Below are 24,464 nucleotides of genomic sequence, written 5' to 3' on the forward strand. Positions count from 1 at the left end.
CAAGGTACTAGACATATCCTATAGTTAGAGATTGAGCAAAAAAAGTCTCAAGACAGGTGCTCACAAATCCCGAACGAATAGAAGCCGAAACAAGAGGAGTCATGTTCAATGTCGAAATCTACATCTAATAAAAAGAGTGAGAAGAAACAGGTCAGCCGCGCCCCCGCCACGGGCATTGAATCTACACAACCCGGTCTAGGAAGCCTTGCCCCGGCTGACGGCTCACAGAAGCCCAGCGCTAAACCTACACCGCCAGGAAAAGAACCCACTGCTCCCGGCAGTGCCAAAAGCCCTGAGAACAGCAACGCAAAATTAGATTCCCTTGAAGTCCACCGTAAGAATGGTGAAAAGCGTGCCCTGACCACCAACCAAGGCACCAAAATCTCTGACGATCAAAACTCATTAACCGCAGGTTCGCGCGGGCCGACGCTGCTCGAAGACTTTATCCTGCGCGAGAAAATCACCCATTTTGACCACGAACGCATCCCCGAGCGTATCGTTCACGCGCGCGGCGCGGCGGCTCACGGCTATTTCCAGCCTTATCGCAGCCTTGCCGATGTCACCAAGGCGGATTTCCTCTCCGATCCTAATAAGAAAACGCCGGTTTTTGTCCGTTTCTCCACGGTACAAGGCTCGCGCGGCTCGGCGGATTCAGTGCGCGATATTCGCGGCTGGGCCACTAAGTTCTATACCGAAGAAGGCGTCTATGACTTAGTCGGCAATAACACGCCGGTGTTCTTTATTCAGGATGCGCACAAATTCCCCGATTTCGTCCACGCGGTTAAACCCGAGCCGCACAACGAAATCCCACAGGGGGCCAGCGCCCACGACAGCTTCTGGGATTACATCTCTCTGCAACCTGAAACCTTGCATAACGTGTTCTGGGCGATGTCAGATCGCGGTATCCCGCGCAGCTATCGCACCATGGAAGGCTTTGGCATTCACACCTTCCGCTTCGTCAATGGCGAAGGGAAATCGACCTTCGTGCGATTCCACTGGAAGCCGCTGGCGGGTAAAGCCTCGCTACTGTGGGATGAGGCGCAGAAGCTGGCGGGGAAAGACGCTGATTTCCATCGCCGTGATCTGTGGGAAGCCATTGAAGCCGGGGATTACCCAGAGTATGAGCTGGGCGTGCAGCTGATCCCGGAAGAGGATGAATTCAAATTTGATTTTGACTTGCTCGACGCCACCAAGCTGATCCCTGAGAAGCTGGTGCCAGTCGAAATCGTCGGCAAAATGGTGCTCAACCGCAACCCGGACAACTACTTTGCGGAAACCGAGCAGGTGGCTTTCCACCCAGGCCACGTAGTGCCGGGCATCGATTTCAGTAATGACCCACTGCTGCAAGGGCGTCTGTTCTCTTACACCGACACCCAAATCAGCCGACTTGGCGGGCCGAATTTCCACGAAATCCCGATTAACCGCCCGACCTGCCCGTACCACAACTTCCAGCGCGACGGCATGCATCGGCAGGACATTGATACCAATCCGGCCAACTACGAGCCGAATTCACTCAATGACAACTGGCCGCGCGAAACCCCTCCGGCGGCTAAAGGTGGCGGTTTTGAGAGCTACCATGAGCGAGTCGATGGCGACAAAGTGCGCCAGCGCAGCGAATCCTTTGCCGAGTTTTACTCACAGCCGCGCCTGTTCTGGCTTAGCCAGACGCCAACCGAGCAGGATCACATTGTCGCGGCGTTCTCCTTTGAGTTATCCAAAGTGGCCCGGCCTTATATTCGCGAACGCGTGGTCGATTTGCTGACCCGCATTGATGTCACGCTGGCACAAAAAGTGGCGAAAAATCTGGGTATCGCGCTGTCTGACGACGCGTTGAAGACTCAGCCGCCGAAGCCGGTTAATGGTTTGACCAAGGATGAATCGCTCAGCCTGTATGCCAGTGGCAAAGGGGTGATCAAAGGGCGTCAGGTGGCGATTCTGCTCAGCGACGGCGTGAATGCCGCCGACGTGCTCAATGCGTTGCAGGCTCTTCAGGCCGAGGGCGTACATCCGAAACTGTTAGCCAGTCACTTAGGCAATATTGTTGCGGACGACGGCTCAACCTTGCCGATTGATGCCACTTTTGCCGGTTCGCCGTCCATTACCGTTGACGCCGTGCTGGTGCCACATGGTCATATTGATGCGCTGCTGATGAGTGGTGATGCGCGCCATTATGTCCTCGAGGCTTATAAGCACCTGAAAGTCATTGGTTTAAGTGGTGATGCTCGTCGCTTCAAACCTTTGCTGGGTCTTGAAGATAAGGCGGCGGAAGAGGGGATAGTAGAAGCGAATAAAGCCGAGGGGGCGTTACTAAAAAGCTTCCTGCAAGAGATGGCAAAACACCGCATTTGGTCCAGAAGTGCTAAGGCTGAAAGCGTTCCAGCCTGATTTCTAGCATTAAGATCTCTATACTCTCTGTTTTACAAGGACAAGGCATTGGCGGCTAACGCCAATGCCTTAATTGTTTGTCTGGATGCAGTGTCTGACGCCGTTTGAAAAATCATCAAATCAGCTCTCTAATGTGATTTTAATCACATTTTTAATGTATGCGATGTTTTGGTTATTACATCAAAGTGACCTTTGTCACGAAAAAGCGTCACAATGAACGGTAGAGTAGCTGGGTGTCCTCCTGCGAAAAGATGACCTTAAATAAGAGGAGTTTGTTATGTCTCAGTCTGATGTTTTCCACCTTGGCCTGACCAAAAAAGATTTGAATGGCGCTACCTTGGCAATCGTCCCAGGTGACCCTGAGCGCGTTGAAAGAATCGCCAACCTGATGGAGAACCCTGTGCGTCTGGCTTCTCATCGCGAATTTACTTCATGGCGTGCCGAGCTGGATGGCAAGTCAGTGATCGTGTGTTCTACTGGTATCGGTGGCCCATCCACTTCTATCGCGGTTGAAGAGTTGGCCCAACTGGGTATCCGTACTTTCCTGCGTGTCGGGACTACGGGTGCCATTCAGCCACACATCAATGTCGGTGACGTACTGGTGACTACCGCGGCTGTCCGTCTTGATGGCGCGAGCCTGCACTTTGCACCAATGGAATTCCCAGCGGTGGCTGATTTCGCCTGTACCACTGCGCTGGTGGCAGCAGCCAAAGAAGTGGGCGCTGAACCTCACATTGGCGTGACGGCTTCTTCTGACACCTTCTATCCGGGTCAGGAACGTTACGACACCTACTCCGGCCGCGTGGTTCGTCGCTTTAAAGAGTCGATGAAAGAGTGGCAGGAGATGGGCGTGATGAACTACGAAATGGAATCAGCCACCTTGCTGACCATGTGTGCAAGTCAGGGCTTACGTGCCGGTATGGTGGCGGGCGTTATCGTCAACCGTACTCAGCAAGAGATCCCAAATGCTGAAACCATGAAAAAGACCGAGAGCCACGCGGTTAAAATCGTTGTTGAAGCTGCACGTCGCCTGATCTAAGCGAAATGTAACATTTCTATGGGCTGCTTCGGCGGCCCATTTTTTTATCTTATAAACCGAATCTGTTAAGGTCTGGGAAGAAAAATTCCAACAAAAGGGCCTGTTATGACAGCAACTATCCTGCTTCATCCTTCGCTGACTCCTCTTGAGGGAGGCATTAACTTTCGCGAACTTGGCGGCAACACGGCTGCCGATGGCCGACGCATCAAGCGCGGCTGGCTCTATCGTTCAGGCTCCCTCGACTCACTCACGCCGAAAGATTGCGACTTCTTAAGCAAGGTGCCGGTGGCCCATATTCTCGACTATCGCGACGCCGACGAAGTGGCGGCCAAGCCCGACGTGCTTTGGCAAGGTGTCCAGTATCACCACGCGCCCGCCAACCCTCTGAGTCACGAAGTGAGCGCCAACCTCGAACATTTGACCCAGCAGACCATCGACGCCTTCGACCCTGAAACCTTTATGCTCGAGCTGTATCGTCGCTTGCCTTTTAATAATCCGGCTTATCAGCAGTTGGCAACCCTGCTGACCCAGCCAAACGGCGGCGCGATTGTTCAGCACTGCGCCGTGGGTAAAGATCGCACGGGCATAGGCTCGGCGCTGGTGCTGTTCGCGCTGGGGGCCGATCGCAACACGGTGCTGGAAGATTATCTGCTGACAGAAACCACCCTCGCGCCTTTCCGCACCTACATGCTCAACAAAATGTCGATAAAACTGAATGACAAGGCGCTGGAGAAGTTCGGTTATGTCCTCTCCGTGCGGGAAGCGTTTATGGACACGGCGTTAAAATCCATTGATGACCTCTATGGCTCAACCGACCTTTGGTTAGAGAAAGAGTACGGATTAACGGCTGAGTTGCGCCAGAACCTGCGCGATCGTTATCTCGAGTAACTGCCTCTATTTTGCTGATATTATTGATATTGCCTGACGATACTCACAAGGAAGCCCTTTGACCATTAATGACGTAATCCACCTCACTACTGAGTTTGTTCGGGCGCACGAGCCGTGGGCCATACCCATTGTCTTCTTTCTGGCATTCGGTGAGTCATTGGCCTTCCTCTCACTGCTTTTGCCTGCCACGGTGATTTTGCTCGGGCTTGGGGCGCTGATTGGCGAAAGCGGCATCCCATTCTGGCCGATTTGGGCAGCTGCGGCCGCCGGTGCTTTCTTCGGCGATTGGCTCTCGTATTGGGTTGGCGCGCATTTTCAGGATCGCGTCGGCAACTTCTGGCCCTTCTCCAAACACCCGCAAATGCTGGTACGCGGGCACGCCTTCTTTGAAAAGTGGGGTATGCCGGGGGCCTTTATTGGCCGCTTCTTCGGACCACTGCGCGCCGTGGTGCCGCTGGTGGCGGGAATTTGCGGCATGCCGCAACGTTATTTCCAAATCGCCAACATTTCATCAGCACTGATTTGGGCCTTTGGCGTGCTGGCGCCGGGCGCTTTTGGCATCCAGTGGCTCAGTCACTGGTTCTAATCCTGCCGTCGGGAATGCTGCGGCACAAGAGGGAAGAGTGGGATAAATCCACTCTTGCGAGACGCCTCGCAAAGCTTCTCACTGATGCATAATGTGCTGGACATGCATACAGTGTGACATTACCTTGACCGCAAGAATCGATTGAGATGGAGAGCGCGTGGATATCAGCATTTTATACCTCGTGGGCGGGGCTTTGGCGGGCTTGCTATTAGGCTGGCTGATTGCCAGTTTGCGCCAACAAAAGAATCAAAGTGAGCATGAGACTCAGCGTCGGCTGATTCAGCAAACCGTTGACCAGCAAAAGGCGGAGATCGACCAGCTGAAAGTCGAGCGCCAGCAGTCGCAGCAGCAACAGCGCGAGGCCGAGCTTGAGCTTCGCCAACTGCATAGCCAAGTCGCGGCTAACCGTGAAAAGCTGCAAGGGCTGGCTCACTGGCAAAGTGAGTGTGAACAGCTCAATCAGGAGCTACGCGCCCAGCGCGAGATTAACAGCGCCCAAGAGGCGGAGCTGCGCGAAGTTTCTACCCGTCTGGATGAAACCCGCATGGCCGCGGAAGATAAACAGCGTTTGCTGATCAACAGTGAACAACGCCTCACCAGTCAGTTTGAAAATCTGGCTAACCGTATCTTTGAACACAATGGGCGTCGGGCCGACGAGCAAAACAAGCAGAGCCTCGATAAGCTTCTGCTGCCCCTGCGCGAACAGCTCGATGGGTTCCGCCGTCAGGTGCAGGATAGCTTTGGGCAGGAAGCGCGCGAGCGCCATACCCTTTCCCATGAAATTCGCAATCTCCAGCAGCTGAATGAGCAGATGGCGCGCGAAGCTATCAACCTCACCAAGGCCTTGAAAGGCGACAATAAAACGCAAGGTAACTGGGGGGAAGTGGTACTCAGCCGGGTGCTCGAAGCCTCTGGCCTGCGCGAAGGCTATGAGTACCAAACGCAGGTCAGCGTGCAGGTTGATACCAACAGCCGCATGCAGCCGGACGTGATTGTCCGTTTGCCGCAAAACAAAGACGTGGTGATTGACGCCAAAATGACGCTGGTAGCCTATGAGCGCTACTTCAACAGTCAGGACGACACCGAGCGTGAAATCGCCCTGAACGAGCATATTGCTTCGGTGCGCGGGCACATTCGCCTCCTGGGCCGTAAAGATTATCAGCAGCTGCCGGGGCTACGCAGTCTGGATTATGTCTTGATGTTTATCCCGGTGGAGCCGGCGTTCCTGCTGGCGATTGACCGCGAGCCGGAGCTTATCAGCGAGGCGCTCAAGCACAATATTATGCTGGTCAGCCCAACCACCCTGCTGGTGGCCCTGCGCACCATCAGCAACCTGTGGCGCTACGAGCATCAAAGTCAGAATGCCAAACGCATCGCCGACCGCGCCGCCAAGCTTTATGACAAACTTCGGCTATTTGTTGATGACATGGAGTCTATTGGTCAAAGCCTTGAGAAAGCGCAGGGCAGTTATCGACTGGCTATGAATAAATTGGCGCAGGGCAGGGGCAATCTGGTCGGGCAGGTGGAAAGTTTCCGTACCCTGGGTGTGGAAGTTAAGCGCCCCATCAGCCCTTCTCTGGCTGAACAGGCTGTTTCTGAGCATGAGCCAGAAGCCACGGAGGCTCTCGACGAGCCGCTGGCCGATGACGAAAACAATCTTCCATTGAGTCGTTCAGACCAGCAGCCGGAGGAGAACTTCCCGGCGCGCGAATAACGGCTTCACTCACTGCTATTAGCCAAGGATGCGATTAGTGAATATCTTTGGCTTTTCTATCAGCATCGGTGATGGGGCTTTCCTTGGGGTTCTGGTACACTTTCCCCAATAGTTTGACTGAATAAGCGGGCATAAAATATGGAAAAGCAGACGCAGGAAACCACCCATTTCGGTTTTCGTACCGTAGCCAAAGATGAAAAAGCAGAAATGGTCGCAGAGGTCTTTCACTCCGTTGCCGCTAAATATGACTTGATGAATGACCTGATGTCCTTCGGCATCCACCGTATCTGGAAGCGTTTCACCATTGATAGCAGCGGTGTTCGTCGCGGCCAGCGCGTGTTGGATTTAGCTGGCGGTACCGGCGATCTGACGGCCAAGTTCTCGCGCTTAGTGGGCGAGCAGGGCGAAGTCGTTTTGGCTGATATCAATGACTCTATGCTGAAAATGGGCCGTGAGAAGCTGCGCAATCTGGGCATCGTCGGTAACGTCAATTACGTGCAGGCCAACGCCGAAGCCTTGCCGTTCCCAGACAACTACTTTGACTGCATCACCATCTCTTTCGGCTTGCGTAACGTTACCGAAAAAGAAAAAGCTCTGCGCTCGATGTTCCGCGTGCTGAAGCCGGGTGGCCGTCTGCTGGTGCTGGAATTCTCCAAGCCCCTGCTGGCCCCATTGAGCAAAGCCTATGACACCTACTCTTTCCATATTTTACCGCGTATTGGCGGATGGGTTGCTCAGGACGAAGAGAGCTATCGCTATCTGGCCGAATCCATCCGTATGCACCCTGATCAGGAAACTCTGAAAGGGATGATGGCGGATGCCGGTTTCGAGAATGTGACCTACAGCAACATGACTGGCGGCATCGTAGCTCTGCACCGTGGTTTCAAGTTCTAAGATGGATAAGCCGATGTTGTTGACGCCGTTACTGACCGCTGGGATTGAAACCTCGCTGAATTATCTGCTGTTCAGAGAGCGTGGGCTGAAGGCTGCACGCACTCGCTTAGTAGGAAAAGTGCTGCGAATTGAGCTGCAAGAGCTGAATGCTCCGCTGACCTTCGTGTTCAGCGAGCAGAAAATCGATGTGCTCGGGCAGTGGGACGGCGAGGCGGATTGCACCGTGTCAACAAAGCTCTCCGTCCTGCAAAAACTGTGCGACAGACAGCAGCTTTCTCCTCTCATGCGCAGCGGCGAGCTTATCGTTGAAGGTGATATCTCCGTCGTGCAGCAATTTTCTGCGTTGTTTGAACTGGTCGAGTGGGAGCCTGCCGAGCTGCTGGCTCCTTATCTGGGGGATGTTGCGGCTCAGGGCATTTCGCAAGCTATCAGCGGTGGTTTACGTTTTCTGCGTCATGGCGTTAAGCAGCAGCAAAGCTATGTTGCTCAGACCTTGACGGAAGAGTGGAAGCTGGCGCCCGGCCCGTTAGAAGTCGTCTGGTTTAGTGAAGAAGTCTCTGCATTAACCCGCGAACTGGACGCGCTGGATAAACGTTTCGAAAAACTGGAGGACAAACTATGACTCCAGGTGAAATGCGACGCCTGTACCTGATCATTCGCATGTTTCTGACTTACGGCCTGGATGAGCTAATCCCCAAGATTCGCCTCACGCTGCCGTTACGTTTAGGCAGATACCTGTTCTTCTGGCTGCCCCATCGCCACAAAGATAAGCCGCTGGGCACGCGTCTGCGTATGGCGTTGGAGCAGCTTGGCCCGGTTTGGATCAAGTTCGGCCAAATGCTCTCGACTCGCCGCGACCTCTTCCCTCCTCATATCGCTGACCAACTGGCGCTATTGCAAGACCACGTTGCGCCATTCGACGGTGCCTTGGCCCGTAAGCAAATTGAGGTGGCCTTGGGTGGCCCGCTGGAAAATTGGTTCGACGATTTCGACCAAACTCCTCTGGCATCAGCCTCTATTGCCCAAGTGCACACCGCCACGCTGAAAGAGAATGGCAAGCCGGTGGTGCTGAAAGTGATTCGCCCGGATATCTTGCCAATCATTAAGGCCGATATTCGCCTGATGTCTCGCTTGGCAGGCTGGGTGCCGGTCCTGCTGCCTGATGGCCGTCGCCTTAAACCGCGTGAAGTGGTGCGTGAATATGAAAAGACGCTGCTGGATGAGTTGAACCTGCTGCGCGAGTCGGCTAACGCCATTCAACTGCGCCGAAATTTCAGCGGCAGCCCGATGCTCTATGTACCGGAAGTCTATCCGGATTATTGCAGCGAGCGCCTGATGGTCATGGAGCGTATTTACGGTATCCCGGTTTCTGACGTTGCTGCGTTAGAAAAGCAGGGTACCAATATGAAACTGCTGGCAGAACGCGGCGTGCAGGTCTTCTTTACCCAAGTTTTCCGCGACAGTTTCTTCCATGCTGATATGCATCCCGGTAACATTTTCGTCAGCTACGACACGCCGGAAGACCCTTGCTACATAGGCATTGATTGCGGCATAGTTGGTTCTTTGAACAAAGATGACAAACGTTATCTGGCTGAGAACTTTATCGCGTTCTTTAACCGCGACTACCGTAAAGTGGCAGAGTTACATGTCGATTCTGGCTGGGTTCCTCGTGATACCAATGTCGAAGAGTTCGAGTTCGCTATTCGTACCGTTTGTGAACCTATCTTCGAGAAGCCGCTGGCGGAAATCTCTTTCGGTAATGTCTTGTTAAACCTGTTTAACACGGCACGCCGCTTTAATATGGAAGTACAGCCGCAGCTGGTTCTTCTGCAAAAAACACTGCTGTATGTTGAAGGCTTAGGGCGTCAGCTTTATCCTCAGCTCGATCTTTGGACCACGGCAAAACCCTTCCTTGAAAGTTGGGTTAAAGACCAGGTGGGTTTACCCGCCATGCTGCGAGCGTTCAAAGAGAAAGCGCCATTCTGGATAGAAAAAATGCCTGAACTTCCAGATCTGGTGTACCAAAGCCTTCAGCAGCACAAGCTTTTGCAGTTCAACCTCGAAAAACTCTCTACGCAGATGCAACAACAGGGAGTGAGGCAGGGGCAATCAAGATATCTTTTGGGTATTGGTGCCACCCTGCTGCTTAGCGGTACTGCGCTGTTGCTAGGTAAAGTAGAGGTTTATCCTGCCTGGCTTATCGCCGCAGGAGTCGTTTCATGGATTATCGGCTGGAGACGCAGCCGCTAACTGAGTTTCGCGCGCGGTAACTCTTCGATTGTGAAATTAAGCGCCGCCTCTGGCGGTAATGGATGTAGTTCCCTTCATATTGAGGTGAAGAAAATGGGCGGTATTAGCATTACACAACTTCTGATCATCGCGGTGATCGTGGTACTTCTGTTCGGTACCAAAAAACTGCGTGGCTTGGGCTCGGACCTGGGGTCTTCAATCAAAGGCTTTAAGAAAGCCATGAATGACGATGACACCACCACCAAAGCGCAAAAAGAGAGCGATATAAAGAGTGCTGATGCTGACTTCACGGCAAAACCTATCGAGGTAAAACCGGAAGTTAAAGCAGAAGAGACCAAGAGCCAAAACAAAGAGCAGGTATAAGCCGTGTTCGACATTGGATTTAGTGAACTGTTACTGGTATTGGTGATTGGCCTGGTAGTACTGGGGCCGGAACGTTTACCAGTGGCCGTCAGAACAGTCGCTGGCTGGATCCGCGCACTGCGCGCCATGGCCGCCTCTGTACAGAATGAGTTATCGCAAGAACTGAAACTTCAGGAATTGCAGGATAGCCTTAAGAAAGCTGAAGAAGCCGGTCTTAAGAATCTGACGCCAGAAATCAAAGCCTCAATGGATGAGCTGAAAGAAGCCGCTGAGTCAATGAAACGCTCTTTCGCCACGGAAAAGAGCGAGCTGGAGCAATCTATCGAGGCTGCTAAGTCCGCAGGCAATACCATTCACAATCCGGCTGTTCAGGAAGCAGAAGCGCTACATGACGAAGGTATCTCACCTGCGACGGCGGAACACATGGCTTCTGCTCCGGCACAGGCTCCAAGCAATGCCGTTGAAGCTGCCGTAGCCTCGCATAAACCTGTGCAACAGGCTGAGGCGGCGCATGCCGCGCAAGCTGCTGAACATCAGGCGGCTCACGCGCCAGAAGCTTCACCAGAAGCCCCTGCGGATAAGCCAAAAACGGTTGAAACCCCAGTCGCTACTGAAGAAGTGGCCGCCACGGTTAAACCGGCTCCTTCAACTCAATCTACAGGCGAACGTTAAAACATGGCTGTTGAAGATACCCAACCGCTTATCAGCCATCTGATAGAACTGCGTAAGCGTCTGCTGAACTCCATCATCTGTATTCTGGTGGTGTTCTTGGCGTTGGCCTACTTTGCTAACGACATTTACTATCTGGTTTCTGCTCCGCTGATCAAACAGATGCCGCTGGGCGCCAGCATGATTGCCACCGACGTGGCATCGCCATTCTTCACGCCAATAAAATTGACGATGATTGTGTCGGTGTTCGTGTCTGCCCCTTTCATCTTGTATCAGGTGTGGGGCTTTGTTGCGCCGGCTCTTTACAAGCATGAACGCCGCCTGATGATGCCGCTGCTGTTTTCCAGCTCCGCGCTCTTCTATCTCGGTATGGCTTTCGCCTACTTCATCGTCTTCCCACTGGCTTTCGCTTTCTTTGCGAAAACGGCCCCGGCCGGCGTGCAGATAGCGACCGACATCAACAACTATCTCGATTTCGTCATGGCGCTGTTTATGGCCTTCGGCGTGTCGTTTGAAGTGCCGATTGCTATCGTGTTGCTGTGCTGGAGCGGCGTGACCACGCCGGAAGATCTGAAGAAAAAGCGTCCGTATGTGCTGGTAGGTGCTTTCGTTGTCGGTATGTTGCTGACGCCACCGGACGTTTTCTCGCAAACGCTGCTGGCGATCCCGATGTACCTGCTGTTTGAAATCGGCGTGTTCTTTGCCCGTTTCTATGTGGGTAAACGCCGTCGTTCAGACGTCGAAGATGATGAGCAAGACTCAGCGTCGTAACAGAATCATTGAAGTAAAAAACCGCCCAGCAGGGCGGTTTCTTTTTTAGGACGTTATATGTTTGAGATAGGCGTAAACCTGACCAGCAATCAGTTTGATAAAGACCGCCATGATGTCGTTGCGCGAGCAAGACAGGCTGGGCTTTCTGGGATGTTAATCACCGGGACATCGGCCGAAGAGAGCCTTGAGGCTCAACGGCTTGCCGCGCAGTATCCTGACTTTTGCTGGTCGACGGCGGGGGTTCATCCCCATCAGGCCAGTGAATGGAACATCCAAACTGAAGAAGCCGTAAGGGAGCTTGCCGCTAAGCCGCAGGTGGTCGCCTTGGGTGAGTGTGGTTTGGACTTCAACCGTAACTTCTCCCCGGCCGACCAGCAGGAGTCTGCCTTTAGCGCCCAGTTGGCTTTAGCCGCGGAGCTGAGCATGCCGCTGTTTCTGCATTGCCGCGATGCCCATCCACGCTTTGCTGAGCTGTTAACCCCTTGGCTGGGAAAAATTCCCGGCGCGGTGGTTCACTGCTTTACCGGCAGCCAGCAAGAGCTGGAGCTCTATCTATCGCTGGGGCTGTATATCGGCATCACGGGCTGGGTGTGCGACGAGCGGCGCGGTTTGGAACTGCGCGACATGCTCGGCTGCATTCCTGCTGACCGGCTATTACTGGAAACCGACGCGCCCTATCTATTACCTCGTGATATGCCCGAAAAGCCGAAGAACCGCCGCAATGAGCCAGCGTTCTTACCGCATATCATTAAGCAGGTCGCGACGTGGCGCGGAGAGGATCCAGCGTGGCTGGCGGAGAAAACCGAGAGTAATGCGCGCGGCCTGTTTGGCCTGTGATCGCGGCAAAGGCGCAATCATGCGCCTTTGAGCTGGTTAGAGTTTTTGGAAGTGTTTGTTATCTAAACTTTGCTTCACTTGCTGGTTAATCAAATTCAACAGGAGGTGCGAGCGGGCTTCGCCGTCCGGTTCGGTATAAATGGCTTCAAGACCTTCGAACATCCCTTCGGTGATAACCACCACGTCACCGGGGTGAGGGGTATCAGGGTCCTGCACATCCGGCATAGGCTGGGTCATCAGCTGTTTGATAACCTCGGGGTGTACCGTCGCCAGTCGGTTGCCAAAACGAACAAAGTGGCTAACGCCGCGCGTGGCGCTAATGGTCGTGGTATGGATGCTCTCTGGGTCAAACTCGATGAACATGTAGTTTGGAAACAGGGGTTCACTGACCGGAGTACGGCGGCCACGCACCATTTTTTCCAGTGTGATCATTGGAGTTAAACAGTTAACCTGTTGGCGCTCTAAATGTTCTTTAGCGCGCAGAAGCTGACCGCGTTTGCAATATAATAAGTACCAGGATTCCATAGTTTCATACGCCTTCAAACTTAGCCATGAAGCATAGCAAAAGTGGCTAGCGATAGACAGATGCCTCGCCAACTCGCGAGATCTGGTCTCTACATTCTGAATCAAATGACAATACGGAGAAGCATCATGGAGTTGTTTTTGCTGAGTAACGGTAAGCTTTCAGATGAGTCAACCCTGTTAGGTTACGCTAGCGAACACATTCAGGCGATGTTGAAAGCCCGCAAGAGTTCCTCAGCCATCCTTATCCCTTACGCCTTAATCCGCAGCGATTACGACGCCCGAGCGCAAGATCTCGAGCAGGCGCTGGGTATCCAAGTGCAAAGTATTCATCACGCTGATTCCCCCGCAGAGGCTATCGCCAGCGCCGAATGCATTTTGATTAGCGGCGGGAATACCTGGATGCTGAACCATATGCTGCACGCCAACAGCCTGATCGTGCCGATCCAGCGCGCCGTGCGTGAGCGCAATGTGCCTTACATTGGCTGGAGTGCGGGCTGCAACGTGGCTACGCCAAGCATTCGCACCACTAATGATATGCCCGTCAGCAACTCCGTCGTGCTGCCCGCGCTGGGCCTGTTTCCGGTGCAAATCAATCCGCACTACATAGATGCCCACCTAAGTGGTCACATGGGCGAGACGCGCGACGAGCGTCTTGCCGAGTTCTGCGCGGTAAACCCAAGTGAGTCCGTGGTGGCGCTGCGTGAAGGCAGCCTGCTACACGTGTCGGGTGATCAACTGAGCTATTTCAGCGCCAAAGGTCAGGGCTTTAAAGTCTTCCGCCATGGCCACGAGACGCAGGAATATCAGGACACCAAGGCACTTAGCGCACTGGTTCCATTTGAATGTCTCTAATAGGCTAGGCGCATGAAATTTTCGCACCGTCAGTTTAGCCAGCTTGCTGACTGACGGTTACACTGCCTTTTTGTTATTACTTTTTACCTACTGATAACAAAAAGGCAGCAACAACCCTGGAGAGGCTCTATAATGCTCTCCTTCAATTTGGCGATAAAAATCAGCATGAAATACCGTGATTTACGAGACTTCATCTCGTTACTTGAAAAGCGAGGCGAGCTGAAACGCATTACTCAGCCTGTCGATACCTATCTGGAAATGACTGAAATTGCAGACCGCACCCTGCGTGCCGGTGGCCCTGCATTACTGTTTGAAAATCCTAAAGGCTACGACATGCCGGTGCTGTGCAACCTTTTCGGCACCCCCGAGCGCGTCGCGTTAGGGATGGGGCAGGAGGATGTCAGTGCGTTGCGCGAAGTCGGTGAATTATTGGCGTTTCTGAAAGAGCCTGAGCCGCCGCGCGGCTTCCGCGATTTCTACGACAAAATGCCCAAATTCAAACAAGTGATGAATATGCCGACCAAGGTGCTGCACTCAGCACCTTGTCAGGAACAGGTTTGGGAAGGGGATGACGTTGATTTGACGCGCATTCCGGTTATGCACTGCTGGCCAGAAGATGCCGCGCCGCTGATCACCTGGGGCCTGACGGTCACTCGCGGCCCGCACAAGCAGCGCCAGAACTTGGGTATTTATCGCCAGCAGGTGCTGGGCAAGAACAAAGTCATTATGCGCTGGCTGTCCCATCGAGGCGGCGCGTTAGACTTCCAAGAGTGGTGCCAGCAGAATCCGGGGCAGCGTTTCCCGGTTTCCGTCGCCTTGGGTGCCGACCCGGCCACCATTCTCGGTGCGGTCACGCCAGTGCCAGATACCCTGTCAGAATATGCCTTTGCGGGCTTGCTGCGCGGCAATAAAACCGAAGTCGTGAAGTGTATTTCCAACGATCTCGAAGTGCCCGCCAGTGCTGAAATCGTGCTTGAAGGCTTTATCGACCCGGCCGAAACGGCACCCGAAGGGCCTTATGGCGACCACACGGGCTACTATAATGAAGTAGACAGCTTCCCGGTCTTTACGATCACGCACATCACGCAGCGTAAAAACCCGATTTACCATTCGACTTATACCGGCCGTCCGCCGGATGAGCCAGCAGTACTGGGTGTGGCGCTAAACGAAGTCTTCGTGCCCATTCTGAAAAAGCAGTTCCCAGAAATTGTTGATTTTTATCTGCCGCCAGAGGGTTGCTCTTACCGCCTTGCTGTCGTTACGATGAAGAAACAGTACGCAGGCCATGCCAAGCGCGTCATGATGGGTGTTTGGTCATTCTTGCGTCAGTTTATGTACACCAAGTTTGTTATCGTCTGTGATGACGATGTGAATGCTCGTGACTGGAATGATGTTATCTGGGCAATCACTACGCGGATGGACCCTGCGCGCGACACGGTGCTCGTAGAAAATACGCCAATCGACTACCTCGACTTTGCGTCTCCGGTTTCCGGGCTCGGCTCCAAGATGGGGCTTGATGCCACTAACAAATGGCCGGGTGAGACGCAGCGCGAGTGGGGACGTCCGATTGTGAAAGATCCCGCAGTGACTGCGCGAGTAGACGCGATTTGGGATGACTTGGGTATTTTCGCTGACGAGAAATACGCGCATAAAGCGCCTAAGCCTAAAAAATAACGCAGGTTGCGGCTTGGTGATCACTCTCGCCGCGCCCTAACGCTTTGCAAAATGACCCACAGAGGGAATGCATGACCACATTGAGCTGTAAAGTCACCTCGGTTGAGGCCATTACTGATACTGTGTATCGGGTTCGGTTATCGCCGGAAACGCCTTTTTCTTTCCGTGCCGGTCAGTATCTGATGGTGGTGATGGACGAGCGCGACAAGCGCCCGTTCTCTCTGGCTTCTACGCCGGGCGAGGGGAGCGATATCGAGTTACACATCGGTGCCTCCGAGCTGAATTTGTATGCCATGGCAGTAATGGATCGCATCCTGAAAGAGAAATCTATTACCGTGGATATTCCCCACGGTGATGCCTGGCTGCGTGAAGACGGCGAGCGTCCGCTGGTGCTGATTGCCGGTGGCACGGGCTTCTCTTATGCGCGCTCCATTCTGGTCGCCGCGCTCGAGCAGCAGCCAAACCGCGATATCTCCATCTACTGGGGTGGCCGCGAGCTGAAGCATCTTTATGACTTGGGCGAGCTGGAAGCGCTGAGCGTGAATCACCCGAATCTGAAAGTGATCCCGGTGGTCGAGCAGCCGGAAGCAGGTTGGCAGGGCCGAAGCGGCACCGTCCTGAGCGCCGTTTTACAGGACTTCTCCTCGCTGGCGGGTCACGATATCTACATTGCCGGACGTTTTGAAATGGCGAAAATCGCTCGCGAGCGTTTTGTTGCCGAGCGCGCAGCGCAGGAAGACCGGATGTTTGGAGACGCTTTCTCCTTCATCTAATTTCCCTTCATCCTTCGCGCTGTCTCGGCGTTGGCTGCCTTCGCTTACCCCAGTCACTTACTAATGTAAGCTTCTGGGGTTCACTCAGTTGCCGCCTTGATACAACACGAATGATTTAGGGAAAGCGATTGAGTCATCCTTCGCGCTGTCTCGGCGTTGGCTGCCTTCGCTCACCCCAGTCACTTACTTGTGTAAGCTCCTGGGGTTCACTCAGTTGCCGCATTGATACAACAGGAATGAGCATCAAATCGTCATTAAAAAAGCGGGCTATTGCCCGCTTTTTGCTTTTCATCAGATTATCAGACTCTTTCGAATACCGTGGCGATCCCCTGACCCAAACCGATACACATGGTGGCGACGCCGAACTGCACGTCTTTGCGTTCCATCAGGTTGAGCAGGGTGGTGGAGATACGCGAGCCGGAGCAGCCTAGCGGGTGGCCGAGGGCAATCGCGCCGCCGTTGAGGTTCACGCGCTCTTCCATGGTTTCCAGCAAGCCCAGATCCTTCATGCATGGCAGAGCCTGCGCGGCGAATGCCTCATTCAGCTCGAACAGGCCGATGTCCTGCACGCTCAATCCGGCACGTTTCAATGCCAAACGCGTTGCCGGAACCGGGCCGTAACCCATGATTGAAGGGTCGCAGCCGACCACCGCCATCGACTTGATGCGCGCGCGAGCCTGTAAACCCAGAGACTTGGCCTTGGACTCGCTCATGATAAGCATCGCCGAAGCGCCATCGGACAGCGCCGACGAACTGCCTGCCGTCACGGTGCCATTCACCGGGTCGAACGCCGGGCGCAGTGTAGACAGGGTTGCTACCGTGGTTTCCGGGCGGATCACTTCATCATAGCTATAGCTGGTCAGCACGCCGTCGGCGTCATGGCCGTCGGTGGCAATGATTTCATTGGCGAAGTGCCCGGCTACGGTCGCCGCGTGCGCGCGCTGGTGAGAGCGTGCGGCAAACTCATCCTGCATTTCGCGGCTGATATTGTGCATTTTCGCCAGCATTTCGGCGGTCAGCCCCATCATTCCTGCCGCTTTGGCGACGGTGCGGCTCAGGCCCGGATGGAAATCTACCCCGTGGTTCATCGGCACGTGGCCCATGTGCTCAACGCCGCCAATCAGGCCGACCTGTGCATCGCCCACCATAATGGCGCGTGCCGCGTCGTGCAGCGCCTGCATGGAAGATCCGCACAGGCGGTTCACCGTGGTAGCGGGCACATTGCGCGGGATCTCCGCCAGCAGCGCGGCGTTACGGGCAATATTGAAGCCTTGTTCCAGCGTCTGCTGGACGCAGCCCCAGTAAATATCATCAATTTCTTTCGGGTCGAGCGCCGCATTGCGGCTCACGATGGCGCGCATCAGGTGCGCGGACAGGTCCTCAGCGCGCACGTTGCGAAACGCCCCGCCTTTGGAGCGGCCCATCGGGGTGCGGACTGCATCAACAATGACTACGTTTTCCATGATTTCGGTCCTTATGCCTGAGTGCCGGTGCTGAAGTCTTCCAGCGGAGTTGCGACCGGATAGTAAGTGTCATTGGTTTTCGCTTTAGCGCGTAAACCCTCTGGCACCTGATACAGCGCACCCAGATGCGAATATTGTTCGGCGAGTTTCAGGTACGCGGCGGTGCCCAGCGTGTCCAAATAGCGGAACGCGCCGCCGTGGAACGGAGGGAAGCCGATGCCGTACACCAGCGCCATATCGGCCTCGGCCGGGCTGGCGACAATGCCTTCTTCCAGGCAGCGCACCACTTCGTTGATCATCGGGATCATCATGCGGGCGATAATGTCATCCGGCGCGAACTCGGCTTTTTGGCCCGCCAGCAGCTTATCCACCTGCTCGTCATTCTCTTTGCGCGGCTTGCCTTTGCTGTCTTCGCTGTAGCGATAGAAGCCCAGCTGGTTTTTCTGCCCAAAGCGCTGGTTATCAAACAGCACGTCGATCGCATCGCGATAGTCTTTCGCCATTCTGTCCGGGAAGCCTGCCGCCATTACGGCCTGGGCGTGGTGCGCGGTATCAATACCCACCACGTCGAGCAGGTAAGCCGGGCCCATCGGCCAGCCGAACTGCTTCTCCATCACTTTGTCGATTTGGCGGAAGTCCGCGCCGTCGCGCAGCAGCAGGCTGAAGCCTGCGAAGTAAGGGAACAGCACGCGGTTGACGAAGAAGCCCGGGCAGTCATTCACCACAATTGGCGTTTTACCCATGCTCAGAGCATAAGAGACGATGCGCGACAGCGTTTTCTCGGAGGTTTTGGCCCCACGGACGATTTCAACCAGCGGCATACGGTGCACCGGGTTGAAGAAGTGCATGCCGCAGAAGTTTTCCGGGCGTTTCAGCGCCGTGGCTAACTGGTCAATAGGGATAGTCGAGGTGTTGGACGCCAGCACGGCGTCGCTGTCGAGCAGGGCTTCTGCCTCGGCCAGTACCGCAGATTTGATTTTTGGATTCTCGACCACGGCTTCAACCACCACTTTGGCGCGTTCGATGCCGCTGTAGCTCAGGGTTGGCTGAATAGTAGAAAGCACTTTCGCCATCTTCAGGCCGTCGAGTTTGCCGCGTTCCAGCTGTTTATTCAGTAGCTTGGCCGCTTCATTCATTCCCAACGTCAGCGACTTATCATTAATGTCTTTCATAATGACCGGCACGCCTTTCAGGGCTGACTGATAGGCAATGCCGCCGCCCATGATCCCAGCACCCAGTACCGCAGCCTGCGTGGTTTTCTCACTTTCGCTCGCCAATTTCTTGGCTTTGCCTTTGATGAATTGGTCATTGAGGAAGATCCCAACCAGCGCGCGGGCCTCTTTGGATTGCGCGAGGGGAACAAAGCTGGCGGTTTCCAGTTCCAGGGCTTCGTCGCGGCCAAGCTTGGCCGCGGCTTCAATGGTTTTCACCGCGGTCATTGGCGCAGGGTAGTGTTTGCCTGCGGTTTGCAGCACCATGCTTTTGGCCACGCTGAAGCTCATGGTGGCTTCAATCTGGCTGAGTTTCAGCGGCTGGCGCTTCACGTCGCGGCGGCCCTGCCAGTCGAGCTTGCCGGCAATGGCTTGCTTGAGCATGTTCAGCCCGGCGTCGCGCAGTTTTTCGGCTTCCACCACGGCATCGACCAATCCGACTTTTAATGCGTCTTTGCCACTGATGTCTTTACCGGCGGCGATAATTTCCAGCGCGCTGTCGGCACCCAGCAGGCGCGGCATGCGCACTGAACCACCAAAGCCCGGCATAATGCCTAAGCGAGTTTCCGGCAGGCCGATACGGGCGTCCGGCGTGGCGATACGGAAATCCGTCGCCAGCACGCATTCGCAGCCGCCGCCCAGCGCATAGCCAGTAATAGCGGAAAGCGTCGGAACGTTAAGATCTTCCAGACGATTAAAGATGCTATTGGCAAAATTAAGCCACTGATGCAGTTTTTCGGCTGGAGCATTGAACAGGGAAAGGAACTCAGTAATGTCAGCCCCGACAATAAACGCCGGTTTGGCCGAACTGAGCAGCAGAGCTTTCAGATCAGTTTGCTTCTCAAGCACGCTAATGGCTTCGCCGAGGCTAGCCACGGTGCGGGTGTCGAGCTTGTTAACAGAGCCTGGAGCATCAAACACCAGCTCGGCAATGCCGTCTTGGAGCCAGTGCAGGTGTAATGTTTCGCCTTGGTAGAGCATGTGTCTCTCCTGAATCATCTGGGATGATCTGGTATGACCAGATGAATGGAGTGTGGTTTTTATGTTAATAATTTGCAAATGAGATGAGTGTAATTTGCTGGAGGGATCACAAACCTTCCGGGGCTACGACCTGTGCGCGGCTGTGATAAGATGCGCCATCGTTTTGCAGGAAAAAAGGACCGTTTGATGGAATCGCTTACTACGCTTTACAAAGAACATATTGCCACGCTACAGCAACGTGCGCGTGAAATACTGCAACGTAATCAACTTGATGCGTTATTAATTCACTCCGGTGATCTAATAACGACCTTCCTCGATGACCACAGCTATCCGTTCAAAGTGAACCCGCAATTCAAAGCCTGGGTGCCGGTCACCAAAGTGCCGAACTGCTGGCTGTGGGTCGATGGAGTTAATGCACCAAAACTTTGGTTTTACTCGCCGGTGGACTACTGGCACAAGGTAGAGCCTCTGCCTGACTCTTTCTGGACGCACGAAGTGTCGCTGTCGCCGCTGGCCAAAGCCGACGACATCAAAAACCAACTTCCTGCTGATTTGAAGCGCGTAGCTTACATTGGCTCAAGCCCGCAGCGGGCGATTAATCTGGGCGTGGCGGCAGATAACGTCAACCCGAAAGCCGTGCTGGACTACCTGCACTACCACCGCGCTTATAAAACTGACTATGAAATTGCCTGTATGCGTGAAGCGCAAAAGGTGGCGGTCAGTGGTCATCGCGCCGCGCAGGAAGCCTTTTTGTCCGGCATGAGCGAGTTCGACATCAACCTTGCCTACCTTACGGCGACCGGCCATCGCGACACTGACGTGCCTTATGACAACATCGTGGCATTGAATGAGCACGCGGCGGTGCTGCATTACACCAAGCTTGACCACCAACCGCCAGCCGAAATGCGCAGTTTCCTGCTCGACGCCGGGGCTGAGTACAACGGCTACGCGGCGGATTTGACGCGTACCTACGCCGCCAAGCAGAACAACGACTTCGCCGATCTGATTAAAGATTTAAATACCGAAGAGTTGGCGCTGATTGACTCGATCAAAGCCGGTGTCAGCTACACCGATTACCATGTGCAGATGCACCATCGCATTGCTAAATTACTGAAAGCGCACAAGCTGGTGGTGGATATCAGTGAAGAAGCCATGGTGGAGCAGAACCTGACGGGGCCTTTCCTGCCACATGGTTTGGGTCACCCGCTGGGCTTGCAAGTCCATGATGTCGCAGGCTTCATGCAGGATGAAACCGGCACTCATCTGGCCGCGCCGTCCAAATATCCGTTCTTGCGTTGTACTCGCATTATTCAGCCAAAAATGGTGCTGACCATTGAGCCGGGCCTGTACTTCATCGAGTCTTTGCTTGCGCCTTGGCGCGACGGGCAGTTCAGCAAGCACTTTGCGTGGGATCGTATTGAGGCGCTGAAACCTTATGGCGGCATTCGTATCGAAGACAATATTGTCATTCACGACAATCACATTGAAAATATGACGCGTGATTTGAAACTTGCCTGATGCAGCCTTATCCCGTACCTGCTGAATCTGTCAGTTTCAGTGAAGAGATAAAGAAAAGCCGCTTTATTACCCTTTTGGCGCATACCGAAGGGGTAGAGGCGGCTAAGTCCTTTATAAATGATGTAAAAAGTCAGCATCCGACGGCTCGGCATCACTGCTGGGCTTTCGTGGCAGGCACGCCAACGGACTCCCAGCAGCTCGGCTTCTCTGATGACGGCGAGCCAGCGGGGACGGCGGGCAAGCCGATTTTGGCCCAACTGCTAGGCAGCGGCGTCGGCGAGATAACCGCCGTCGTGGTGCGTTATTATGGCGGCATTATGTTAGGCACCGGCGGCTTGGTGAAAGCCTACGGCGGTGGTGTTCAGCAGGCATTAAAGCTGCTTTCGATACATGAAAAAGTCCCACTCAGGGAATTTACGCTGCAATGTGACTACGCTCAGTTAACGCTGGTGGAAAACCTGTTGCAGCAGGTGGGCGGACATATTTTACAAAGCAATTACGGGGCGGCAGTCGACATGCGCCTGGCCTTACCGGCCACAGAAGCCTCGGCTATTGTCACCCGTTTATACGATCTCAGTCGCGGCACGCTCAATTTGCAGCCGGTTTTATAATTACTCTCTAATGACTCATTCGCTGAGGAACACGCCAGCATGCATTTTCGTGCCATAACTCGCATCGTGGGGGTGCTTGTCATCCTGTTCTCCGGAACGATGATTATTCCCGGATTAGTTGCACTGATTTACCGCGATGGCGCAGGGCGCGCGTTTAGCCAAACTTTCTTCGTGGCGCTGACCATTGGCCTGTTCCTCTGGTTGCCCAATAGAAAGCAAAAAAGCGAGCTAAAGCCGCGAGAGGGCTTCCTCATCGTGGTACTTTTCTGGACCGTGCTGGGCAGCGTGGGGGCATTGCCGTTTCTGTTTTCCGAGCGCCCAAACCTTTCCCTCACCGATGCTTTCTTTGAATCTTTCTCCGGCTTGACCACCACGGGCGCGACCACGCTGGTCGGGCTGGACTCACTGCCAAAGGCCATTCTATTCTACCGACAGATGCTGCAATGGTTTGGCGGTATGGGGATCATCGTGCTCGCCGTGGCTATCCTGCCTATATTGGGCGTCGGTGGCATGCAGCTCTACAGGGCAGAAATGCCAGGGCCGCTGAAAGATAACAAAATGCGCCCGCGCATCGCCGAGACGGCAAAAACCCTGTGGCTAATCTACGTTTTGCTGACGATTGCCTGTGCTCTGTCACTGTGGGGCGCGGGGATGCCGGTGTTCGACGCCATCTCCCATAGCTTCTCTACCATCGCCATCGGCGGCTTCTCTACCCATGATGCCAGCATTGGCTATTTCCACAGTGGCACTATTAACACCATTATCGCGGTGTTCCTGCTGATCTCCGGCTGTAACTACGGTTTGCACTTCGCGATGCTCAGCGGCCGTAACCTTAAAGTGTATTGGCGCGACCCCGAATTCCGTATGTTCATTGGCGTGCAGCTGACGCTGGTGATTGTCTGTACCTCAGTGCTGTGGTTGCACAATGTTTATAGCTCCGGCTTAGAGACGCTCAATCAGGCGTTCTTCCAGGTGGTGTCGATGGCGACTACCGCGGGCTACACCACGGATAGCATTTCGAAATGGCCTCTGTTCCTGCCAATCCTTCTTCTATGTTCTGCCTTTATCGGCGGCTGTGCGGGTTCGACCGGCGGCGGCTTGAAGGTTATCCGTATCCTGCTGCTCTATTTACAGGGTTCGCGTGAACTGAAACGTCTGGTCCACCCGAACGCGGTTTACACCATTAAACTGGGTAACCGCGCACTGCCGGAACGTATTATCGAAGCGGTATGGGGTTTCTTCTCCGCCTACGCTTTGGTGTTTATCGTCAGTATGCTGGCTATCGTCGCGACGGGGGTGGATAACTTCTCTGCTTTTGCCGCCGTGACTGCCACCCTCAATAACCTCGGGCCGGGGCTGGGCGTGGTGGCTGATAACTTTGCTTCGATGAACCCCACTGCGAAGTGGATTCTGATTGTGACCATGCTTTTTGGTCGCCTTGAAGTCTTTACGCTGTTGGTTCTGTTTACTCCAACCTTCTGGCGTGAGTAATGACGTGTCTTATTTAGGAGGGAACTTGATATGAAAGCACTGGTGCTCTATTCAACACGTGATGGGCAAACCCATGCCATTGCTTCTTATATAGCAAGTTGCATGAAAGAGAAGGCCGAGTGTGACGTGATTGATCTGGTTCACGGCGAGCACGTCAATCTTTTACAGTATGACCAAGTGCTGATTGGCGCTTCTATCCGCTATGGACACTTCAATGCCGTGCTGGATAAATTCATCAAGCGTAACGTCGACCAGCTCAACAACATGCCTTCGGCTTTCTTCTGCGTAAACCTCACCGCCCGTAAACCTGAGAAGCGCACGCCCCAGACAAACCCTTATGTTCGCAAGTTCCTGTTGGCGACGCCTTGGCAGCCAGCTTTATGTGGTGTCTTCGCCGGGGCGCTGCGTTACCCGCGTTACCGCTGGATAGATAAGGTGATGATCCAACTTATTATGCGTATGACCGGCGGCGAAACGGATACCAGTAAAGAAGTGGAATACACCGATTGGGAGCAAGTGAAGAGGTTTGCTGAGGATTTTGCCAAGTTATCGTACAAAAAAGCGCTGTAATGCTGGATCTCTGGGCATATCGTTGAAAAAAAACGCGGTTGGAAAATTATTTGAAATTAGGGGTTGCGGCCTTCTGAGAACTCCCTATAATGCGCCTCCACTGACCGGGAACAACGACTGAGAAGTCGCTCGGTGAGGAAGATAAAGAAAACGATTCGAATGAATAATCTCTTGACTCTTCAGCGGGAAAGCGTATTATCTGCCTCCCGCGTTACCGAGAGTTTTCCGGTAACCGACGCTCTTTAACAATTTATCAGACAATCTGTGTGGGCACTCACAAGACGATATCAGCCACTCCGGTGGCAAAAAATATCAAGTCTTAAAGAGTGACCAAGCAGTAATTCATTTAGTGACGTGTTCACTATAAGAGTACTACGAAAGTTAATTTTTGAGCACCGT

The 24,464-nt window shown here is 54.0% G+C and carries 22 protein-coding genes; 19 read left to right on the forward strand and 3 right to left on the reverse strand.

Annotated features, from left to right (window positions below; genetic code table 11):
* The first annotated feature begins 108 nt into the window (after nucleotides 1-108).
* From katE to tatD, 12 genes are all read left to right on the forward strand, one after another.
* Nucleotides 109-2,385, forward strand: a complete 2,277-nt coding sequence (gene katE, locus ACT3RT_RS20640; RefSeq protein ID WP_485903932.1) for a catalase HPII — start codon at nucleotides 109-111, stop codon at nucleotides 2,383-2,385.
* A gap of 277 nt (nucleotides 2,386-2,662) precedes the next feature.
* The gene (gene udp, locus ACT3RT_RS20645) at nucleotides 2,663-3,424 is read left to right on the forward strand and encodes a uridine phosphorylase (RefSeq protein ID WP_185688811.1); all 762 of its coding nucleotides are present in this window, start codon (nucleotides 2,663-2,665) and stop codon (nucleotides 3,422-3,424) included.
* 105 nt (nucleotides 3,425-3,529) lie between these two features.
* Nucleotides 3,530-4,312: a tyrosine-protein phosphatase gene (locus ACT3RT_RS20650; protein WP_396132634.1), complete on the forward strand. Its 783-nt coding sequence runs from the start codon at nucleotides 3,530-3,532 to the stop codon at nucleotides 4,310-4,312.
* 58 nt (nucleotides 4,313-4,370) lie between these two features.
* Nucleotides 4,371-4,898 (forward strand): DedA family protein, encoded by a 528-nt coding sequence (locus ACT3RT_RS20655; RefSeq protein ID WP_353504417.1) that lies wholly within the window; start codon nucleotides 4,371-4,373, stop codon nucleotides 4,896-4,898.
* A 157-nt stretch (nucleotides 4,899-5,055) separates the two neighbouring features.
* On the forward strand, nucleotides 5,056-6,612 hold the full coding sequence (gene rmuC, locus ACT3RT_RS20660; protein ID WP_496203648.1) for a DNA recombination protein RmuC: 1,557 nt from the start codon (nucleotides 5,056-5,058) through the stop codon (nucleotides 6,610-6,612).
* A gap of 138 nt (nucleotides 6,613-6,750) precedes the next feature.
* Nucleotides 6,751-7,506 (forward strand): bifunctional demethylmenaquinone methyltransferase/2-methoxy-6-polyprenyl-1,4-benzoquinol methylase UbiE, encoded by a 756-nt coding sequence (gene ubiE, locus ACT3RT_RS20665; RefSeq protein ID WP_353504419.1) that lies wholly within the window; start codon nucleotides 6,751-6,753, stop codon nucleotides 7,504-7,506.
* A 13-nt stretch (nucleotides 7,507-7,519) separates the two neighbouring features.
* Nucleotides 7,520-8,128, forward strand: a complete 609-nt coding sequence (gene ubiJ, locus ACT3RT_RS20670) for a ubiquinone biosynthesis protein UbiJ (protein WP_496203649.1) — start codon at nucleotides 7,520-7,522, stop codon at nucleotides 8,126-8,128.
* On the forward strand, nucleotides 8,125-9,756 hold the full coding sequence (ubiB, locus tag ACT3RT_RS20675) for a ubiquinone biosynthesis regulatory protein kinase UbiB (RefSeq protein ID WP_396132631.1): 1,632 nt from the start codon (nucleotides 8,125-8,127) through the stop codon (nucleotides 9,754-9,756). Before ubiJ ends, ubiB begins: the two co-directional genes overlap by 4 nt.
* Nucleotides 9,757-9,849: 93 nt before the next feature.
* On the forward strand, nucleotides 9,850-10,119 hold the full coding sequence (gene tatE / locus ACT3RT_RS20680; protein WP_353504434.1) for a twin-arginine translocase subunit TatE: 270 nt from the start codon (nucleotides 9,850-9,852) through the stop codon (nucleotides 10,117-10,119).
* Nucleotides 10,120-10,122: 3 nt separating this feature from the next.
* The gene (tatB, locus tag ACT3RT_RS20685; protein WP_353504422.1) at nucleotides 10,123-10,791 is read left to right on the forward strand and encodes a Sec-independent protein translocase protein TatB; all 669 of its coding nucleotides are present in this window, start codon (nucleotides 10,123-10,125) and stop codon (nucleotides 10,789-10,791) included.
* 3 nt (nucleotides 10,792-10,794) lie between these two features.
* Nucleotides 10,795-11,559 (forward strand): Sec-independent protein translocase subunit TatC, encoded by a 765-nt coding sequence (gene tatC / locus ACT3RT_RS20690; RefSeq protein WP_353504423.1) that lies wholly within the window; start codon nucleotides 10,795-10,797, stop codon nucleotides 11,557-11,559.
* A gap of 57 nt (nucleotides 11,560-11,616) precedes the next feature.
* Complete coding sequence (tatD, locus tag ACT3RT_RS20695) at nucleotides 11,617-12,396, forward strand: 3'-5' ssDNA/RNA exonuclease TatD (protein ID WP_485903936.1); 780 nt, start codon at nucleotides 11,617-11,619, stop codon at nucleotides 12,394-12,396.
* Nucleotides 12,397-12,432: 36 nt separating this feature from the next.
* Here the strand turns inward: tatD and rfaH are convergent, their stop codons facing one another.
* On the reverse strand, nucleotides 12,433-12,921 hold the full coding sequence (gene rfaH, locus ACT3RT_RS20700; protein WP_034794942.1) for a transcription/translation regulatory transformer protein RfaH: 489 nt from the start codon (nucleotides 12,919-12,921) through the stop codon (nucleotides 12,433-12,435).
* A 126-nt stretch (nucleotides 12,922-13,047) separates the two neighbouring features.
* On the opposite strand from rfaH, the gene pepE reads away from it, so the two are divergent.
* The 3 genes from pepE to fre all read left to right on the forward strand — a co-directional run bounded on the left by pepE (nucleotide 13,048) and on the right by fre (nucleotide 16,220).
* Nucleotides 13,048-13,773 (forward strand): dipeptidase PepE, encoded by a 726-nt coding sequence (gene pepE / locus ACT3RT_RS20705; protein WP_496203650.1) that lies wholly within the window; start codon nucleotides 13,048-13,050, stop codon nucleotides 13,771-13,773.
* A gap of 165 nt (nucleotides 13,774-13,938) precedes the next feature.
* A complete protein-coding gene (ubiD, locus tag ACT3RT_RS20710; protein WP_496203653.1) occupies nucleotides 13,939-15,447 on the forward strand; it encodes a 4-hydroxy-3-polyprenylbenzoate decarboxylase in 1,509 nt (502 codons plus the stop codon).
* 71 nt (nucleotides 15,448-15,518) lie between these two features.
* The gene (gene fre / locus ACT3RT_RS20715) at nucleotides 15,519-16,220 is read left to right on the forward strand and encodes an NAD(P)H-flavin reductase (RefSeq protein ID WP_353504426.1); all 702 of its coding nucleotides are present in this window, start codon (nucleotides 15,519-15,521) and stop codon (nucleotides 16,218-16,220) included.
* A 299-nt stretch (nucleotides 16,221-16,519) separates the two neighbouring features.
* Here the strand turns inward: fre and fadA are convergent, their stop codons facing one another.
* Nucleotides 16,520-17,683: an acetyl-CoA C-acyltransferase FadA gene (fadA, locus tag ACT3RT_RS20720; protein WP_486033894.1), complete on the reverse strand. Its 1,164-nt coding sequence runs from the start codon at nucleotides 17,681-17,683 to the stop codon at nucleotides 16,520-16,522.
* A gap of 11 nt (nucleotides 17,684-17,694) precedes the next feature.
* Nucleotides 17,695-19,875: a fatty acid oxidation complex subunit alpha FadB gene (gene fadB / locus ACT3RT_RS20725; protein ID WP_496203651.1), complete on the reverse strand. Its 2,181-nt coding sequence runs from the start codon at nucleotides 19,873-19,875 to the stop codon at nucleotides 17,695-17,697.
* Nucleotides 19,876-20,061: 186 nt separating this feature from the next.
* Between fadB and pepQ the strand changes: the two genes are divergently transcribed.
* The 4 genes from pepQ to hemG are packed head-to-tail and all read left to right on the forward strand — an operon-like array spanning nucleotide 20,062 to nucleotide 24,065.
* Nucleotides 20,062-21,393 carry a Xaa-Pro dipeptidase gene (gene pepQ, locus ACT3RT_RS20730; RefSeq protein WP_485903941.1) on the forward strand — a complete coding sequence of 444 codons (1,332 nt, stop codon included), beginning with the start codon at nucleotides 20,062-20,064 and terminating at the stop codon, nucleotides 21,391-21,393.
* On the forward strand, nucleotides 21,393-22,004 hold the full coding sequence (locus tag ACT3RT_RS20735; protein WP_353504430.1) for an IMPACT family protein: 612 nt from the start codon (nucleotides 21,393-21,395) through the stop codon (nucleotides 22,002-22,004). The genes pepQ and ACT3RT_RS20735 overlap by 1 nt, the downstream gene beginning before the upstream one ends.
* A 39-nt stretch (nucleotides 22,005-22,043) precedes the next feature.
* Nucleotides 22,044-23,495 (forward strand): Trk system potassium transporter TrkH, encoded by a 1,452-nt coding sequence (gene trkH / locus ACT3RT_RS20740; RefSeq protein ID WP_353504431.1) that lies wholly within the window; start codon nucleotides 22,044-22,046, stop codon nucleotides 23,493-23,495.
* A 30-nt stretch (nucleotides 23,496-23,525) separates the two neighbouring features.
* Nucleotides 23,526-24,065 carry a menaquinone-dependent protoporphyrinogen IX dehydrogenase gene (hemG, locus tag ACT3RT_RS20745; protein WP_496203652.1) on the forward strand — a complete coding sequence of 180 codons (540 nt, stop codon included), beginning with the start codon at nucleotides 23,526-23,528 and terminating at the stop codon, nucleotides 24,063-24,065.
* Nucleotides 24,066-24,464: the final 399 nt, after the last annotated feature.

The sequence above is a fragment of the Ewingella sp. AOP9-I1-14 genome (assembly GCF_052375995.1).
GTDB classification, from domain to species: Bacteria; Pseudomonadota; Gammaproteobacteria; order Enterobacterales; family Enterobacteriaceae; genus Ewingella; species Ewingella allii.

Coding starts and splice junctions, on each gene's coding strand:
- katE (WP_485903932.1), top strand. CDS start 109: ATGTCGAAATCTACATCTAATAAAAAGAGTGAGAAGAAACAGGTCAGC.
- udp (WP_185688811.1), top strand. CDS start 2,663: ATGTCTCAGTCTGATGTTTTCCACCTTGGCCTGACCAAAAAAGATTTG.
- ACT3RT_RS20650 (WP_396132634.1), top strand. CDS start 3,530: ATGACAGCAACTATCCTGCTTCATCCTTCGCTGACTCCTCTTGAGGGA.
- ubiE (WP_353504419.1), top strand. CDS start 6,751: ATGGAAAAGCAGACGCAGGAAACCACCCATTTCGGTTTTCGTACCGTA.
- ubiJ (WP_496203649.1), top strand. CDS start 7,520: ATGTTGTTGACGCCGTTACTGACCGCTGGGATTGAAACCTCGCTGAAT.
- ubiB (WP_396132631.1), top strand. CDS start 8,125: ATGACTCCAGGTGAAATGCGACGCCTGTACCTGATCATTCGCATGTTT.
- tatE (WP_353504434.1), top strand. CDS start 9,850: ATGGGCGGTATTAGCATTACACAACTTCTGATCATCGCGGTGATCGTG.
- tatC (WP_353504423.1), top strand. CDS start 10,795: ATGGCTGTTGAAGATACCCAACCGCTTATCAGCCATCTGATAGAACTG.
- tatD (WP_485903936.1), top strand. CDS start 11,617: ATGTTTGAGATAGGCGTAAACCTGACCAGCAATCAGTTTGATAAAGAC.
- rfaH (WP_034794942.1), bottom strand. CDS start 12,921: ATGGAATCCTGGTACTTATTATATTGCAAACGCGGTCAGCTTCTGCGC.
- pepE (WP_496203650.1), top strand. CDS start 13,048: ATGGAGTTGTTTTTGCTGAGTAACGGTAAGCTTTCAGATGAGTCAACC.
- ubiD (WP_496203653.1), top strand. CDS start 13,939: ATGAAATACCGTGATTTACGAGACTTCATCTCGTTACTTGAAAAGCGA.
- fre (WP_353504426.1), top strand. CDS start 15,519: ATGACCACATTGAGCTGTAAAGTCACCTCGGTTGAGGCCATTACTGAT.
- fadA (WP_486033894.1), bottom strand. CDS start 17,683: ATGGAAAACGTAGTCATTGTTGATGCAGTCCGCACCCCGATGGGCCGC.
- fadB (WP_496203651.1), bottom strand. CDS start 19,875: ATGCTCTACCAAGGCGAAACATTACACCTGCACTGGCTCCAAGACGGC.
- pepQ (WP_485903941.1), top strand. CDS start 20,062: ATGGAATCGCTTACTACGCTTTACAAAGAACATATTGCCACGCTACAG.
- ACT3RT_RS20735 (WP_353504430.1), top strand. CDS start 21,393: ATGCAGCCTTATCCCGTACCTGCTGAATCTGTCAGTTTCAGTGAAGAG.
- trkH (WP_353504431.1), top strand. CDS start 22,044: ATGCATTTTCGTGCCATAACTCGCATCGTGGGGGTGCTTGTCATCCTG.
- hemG (WP_496203652.1), top strand. CDS start 23,526: ATGAAAGCACTGGTGCTCTATTCAACACGTGATGGGCAAACCCATGCC.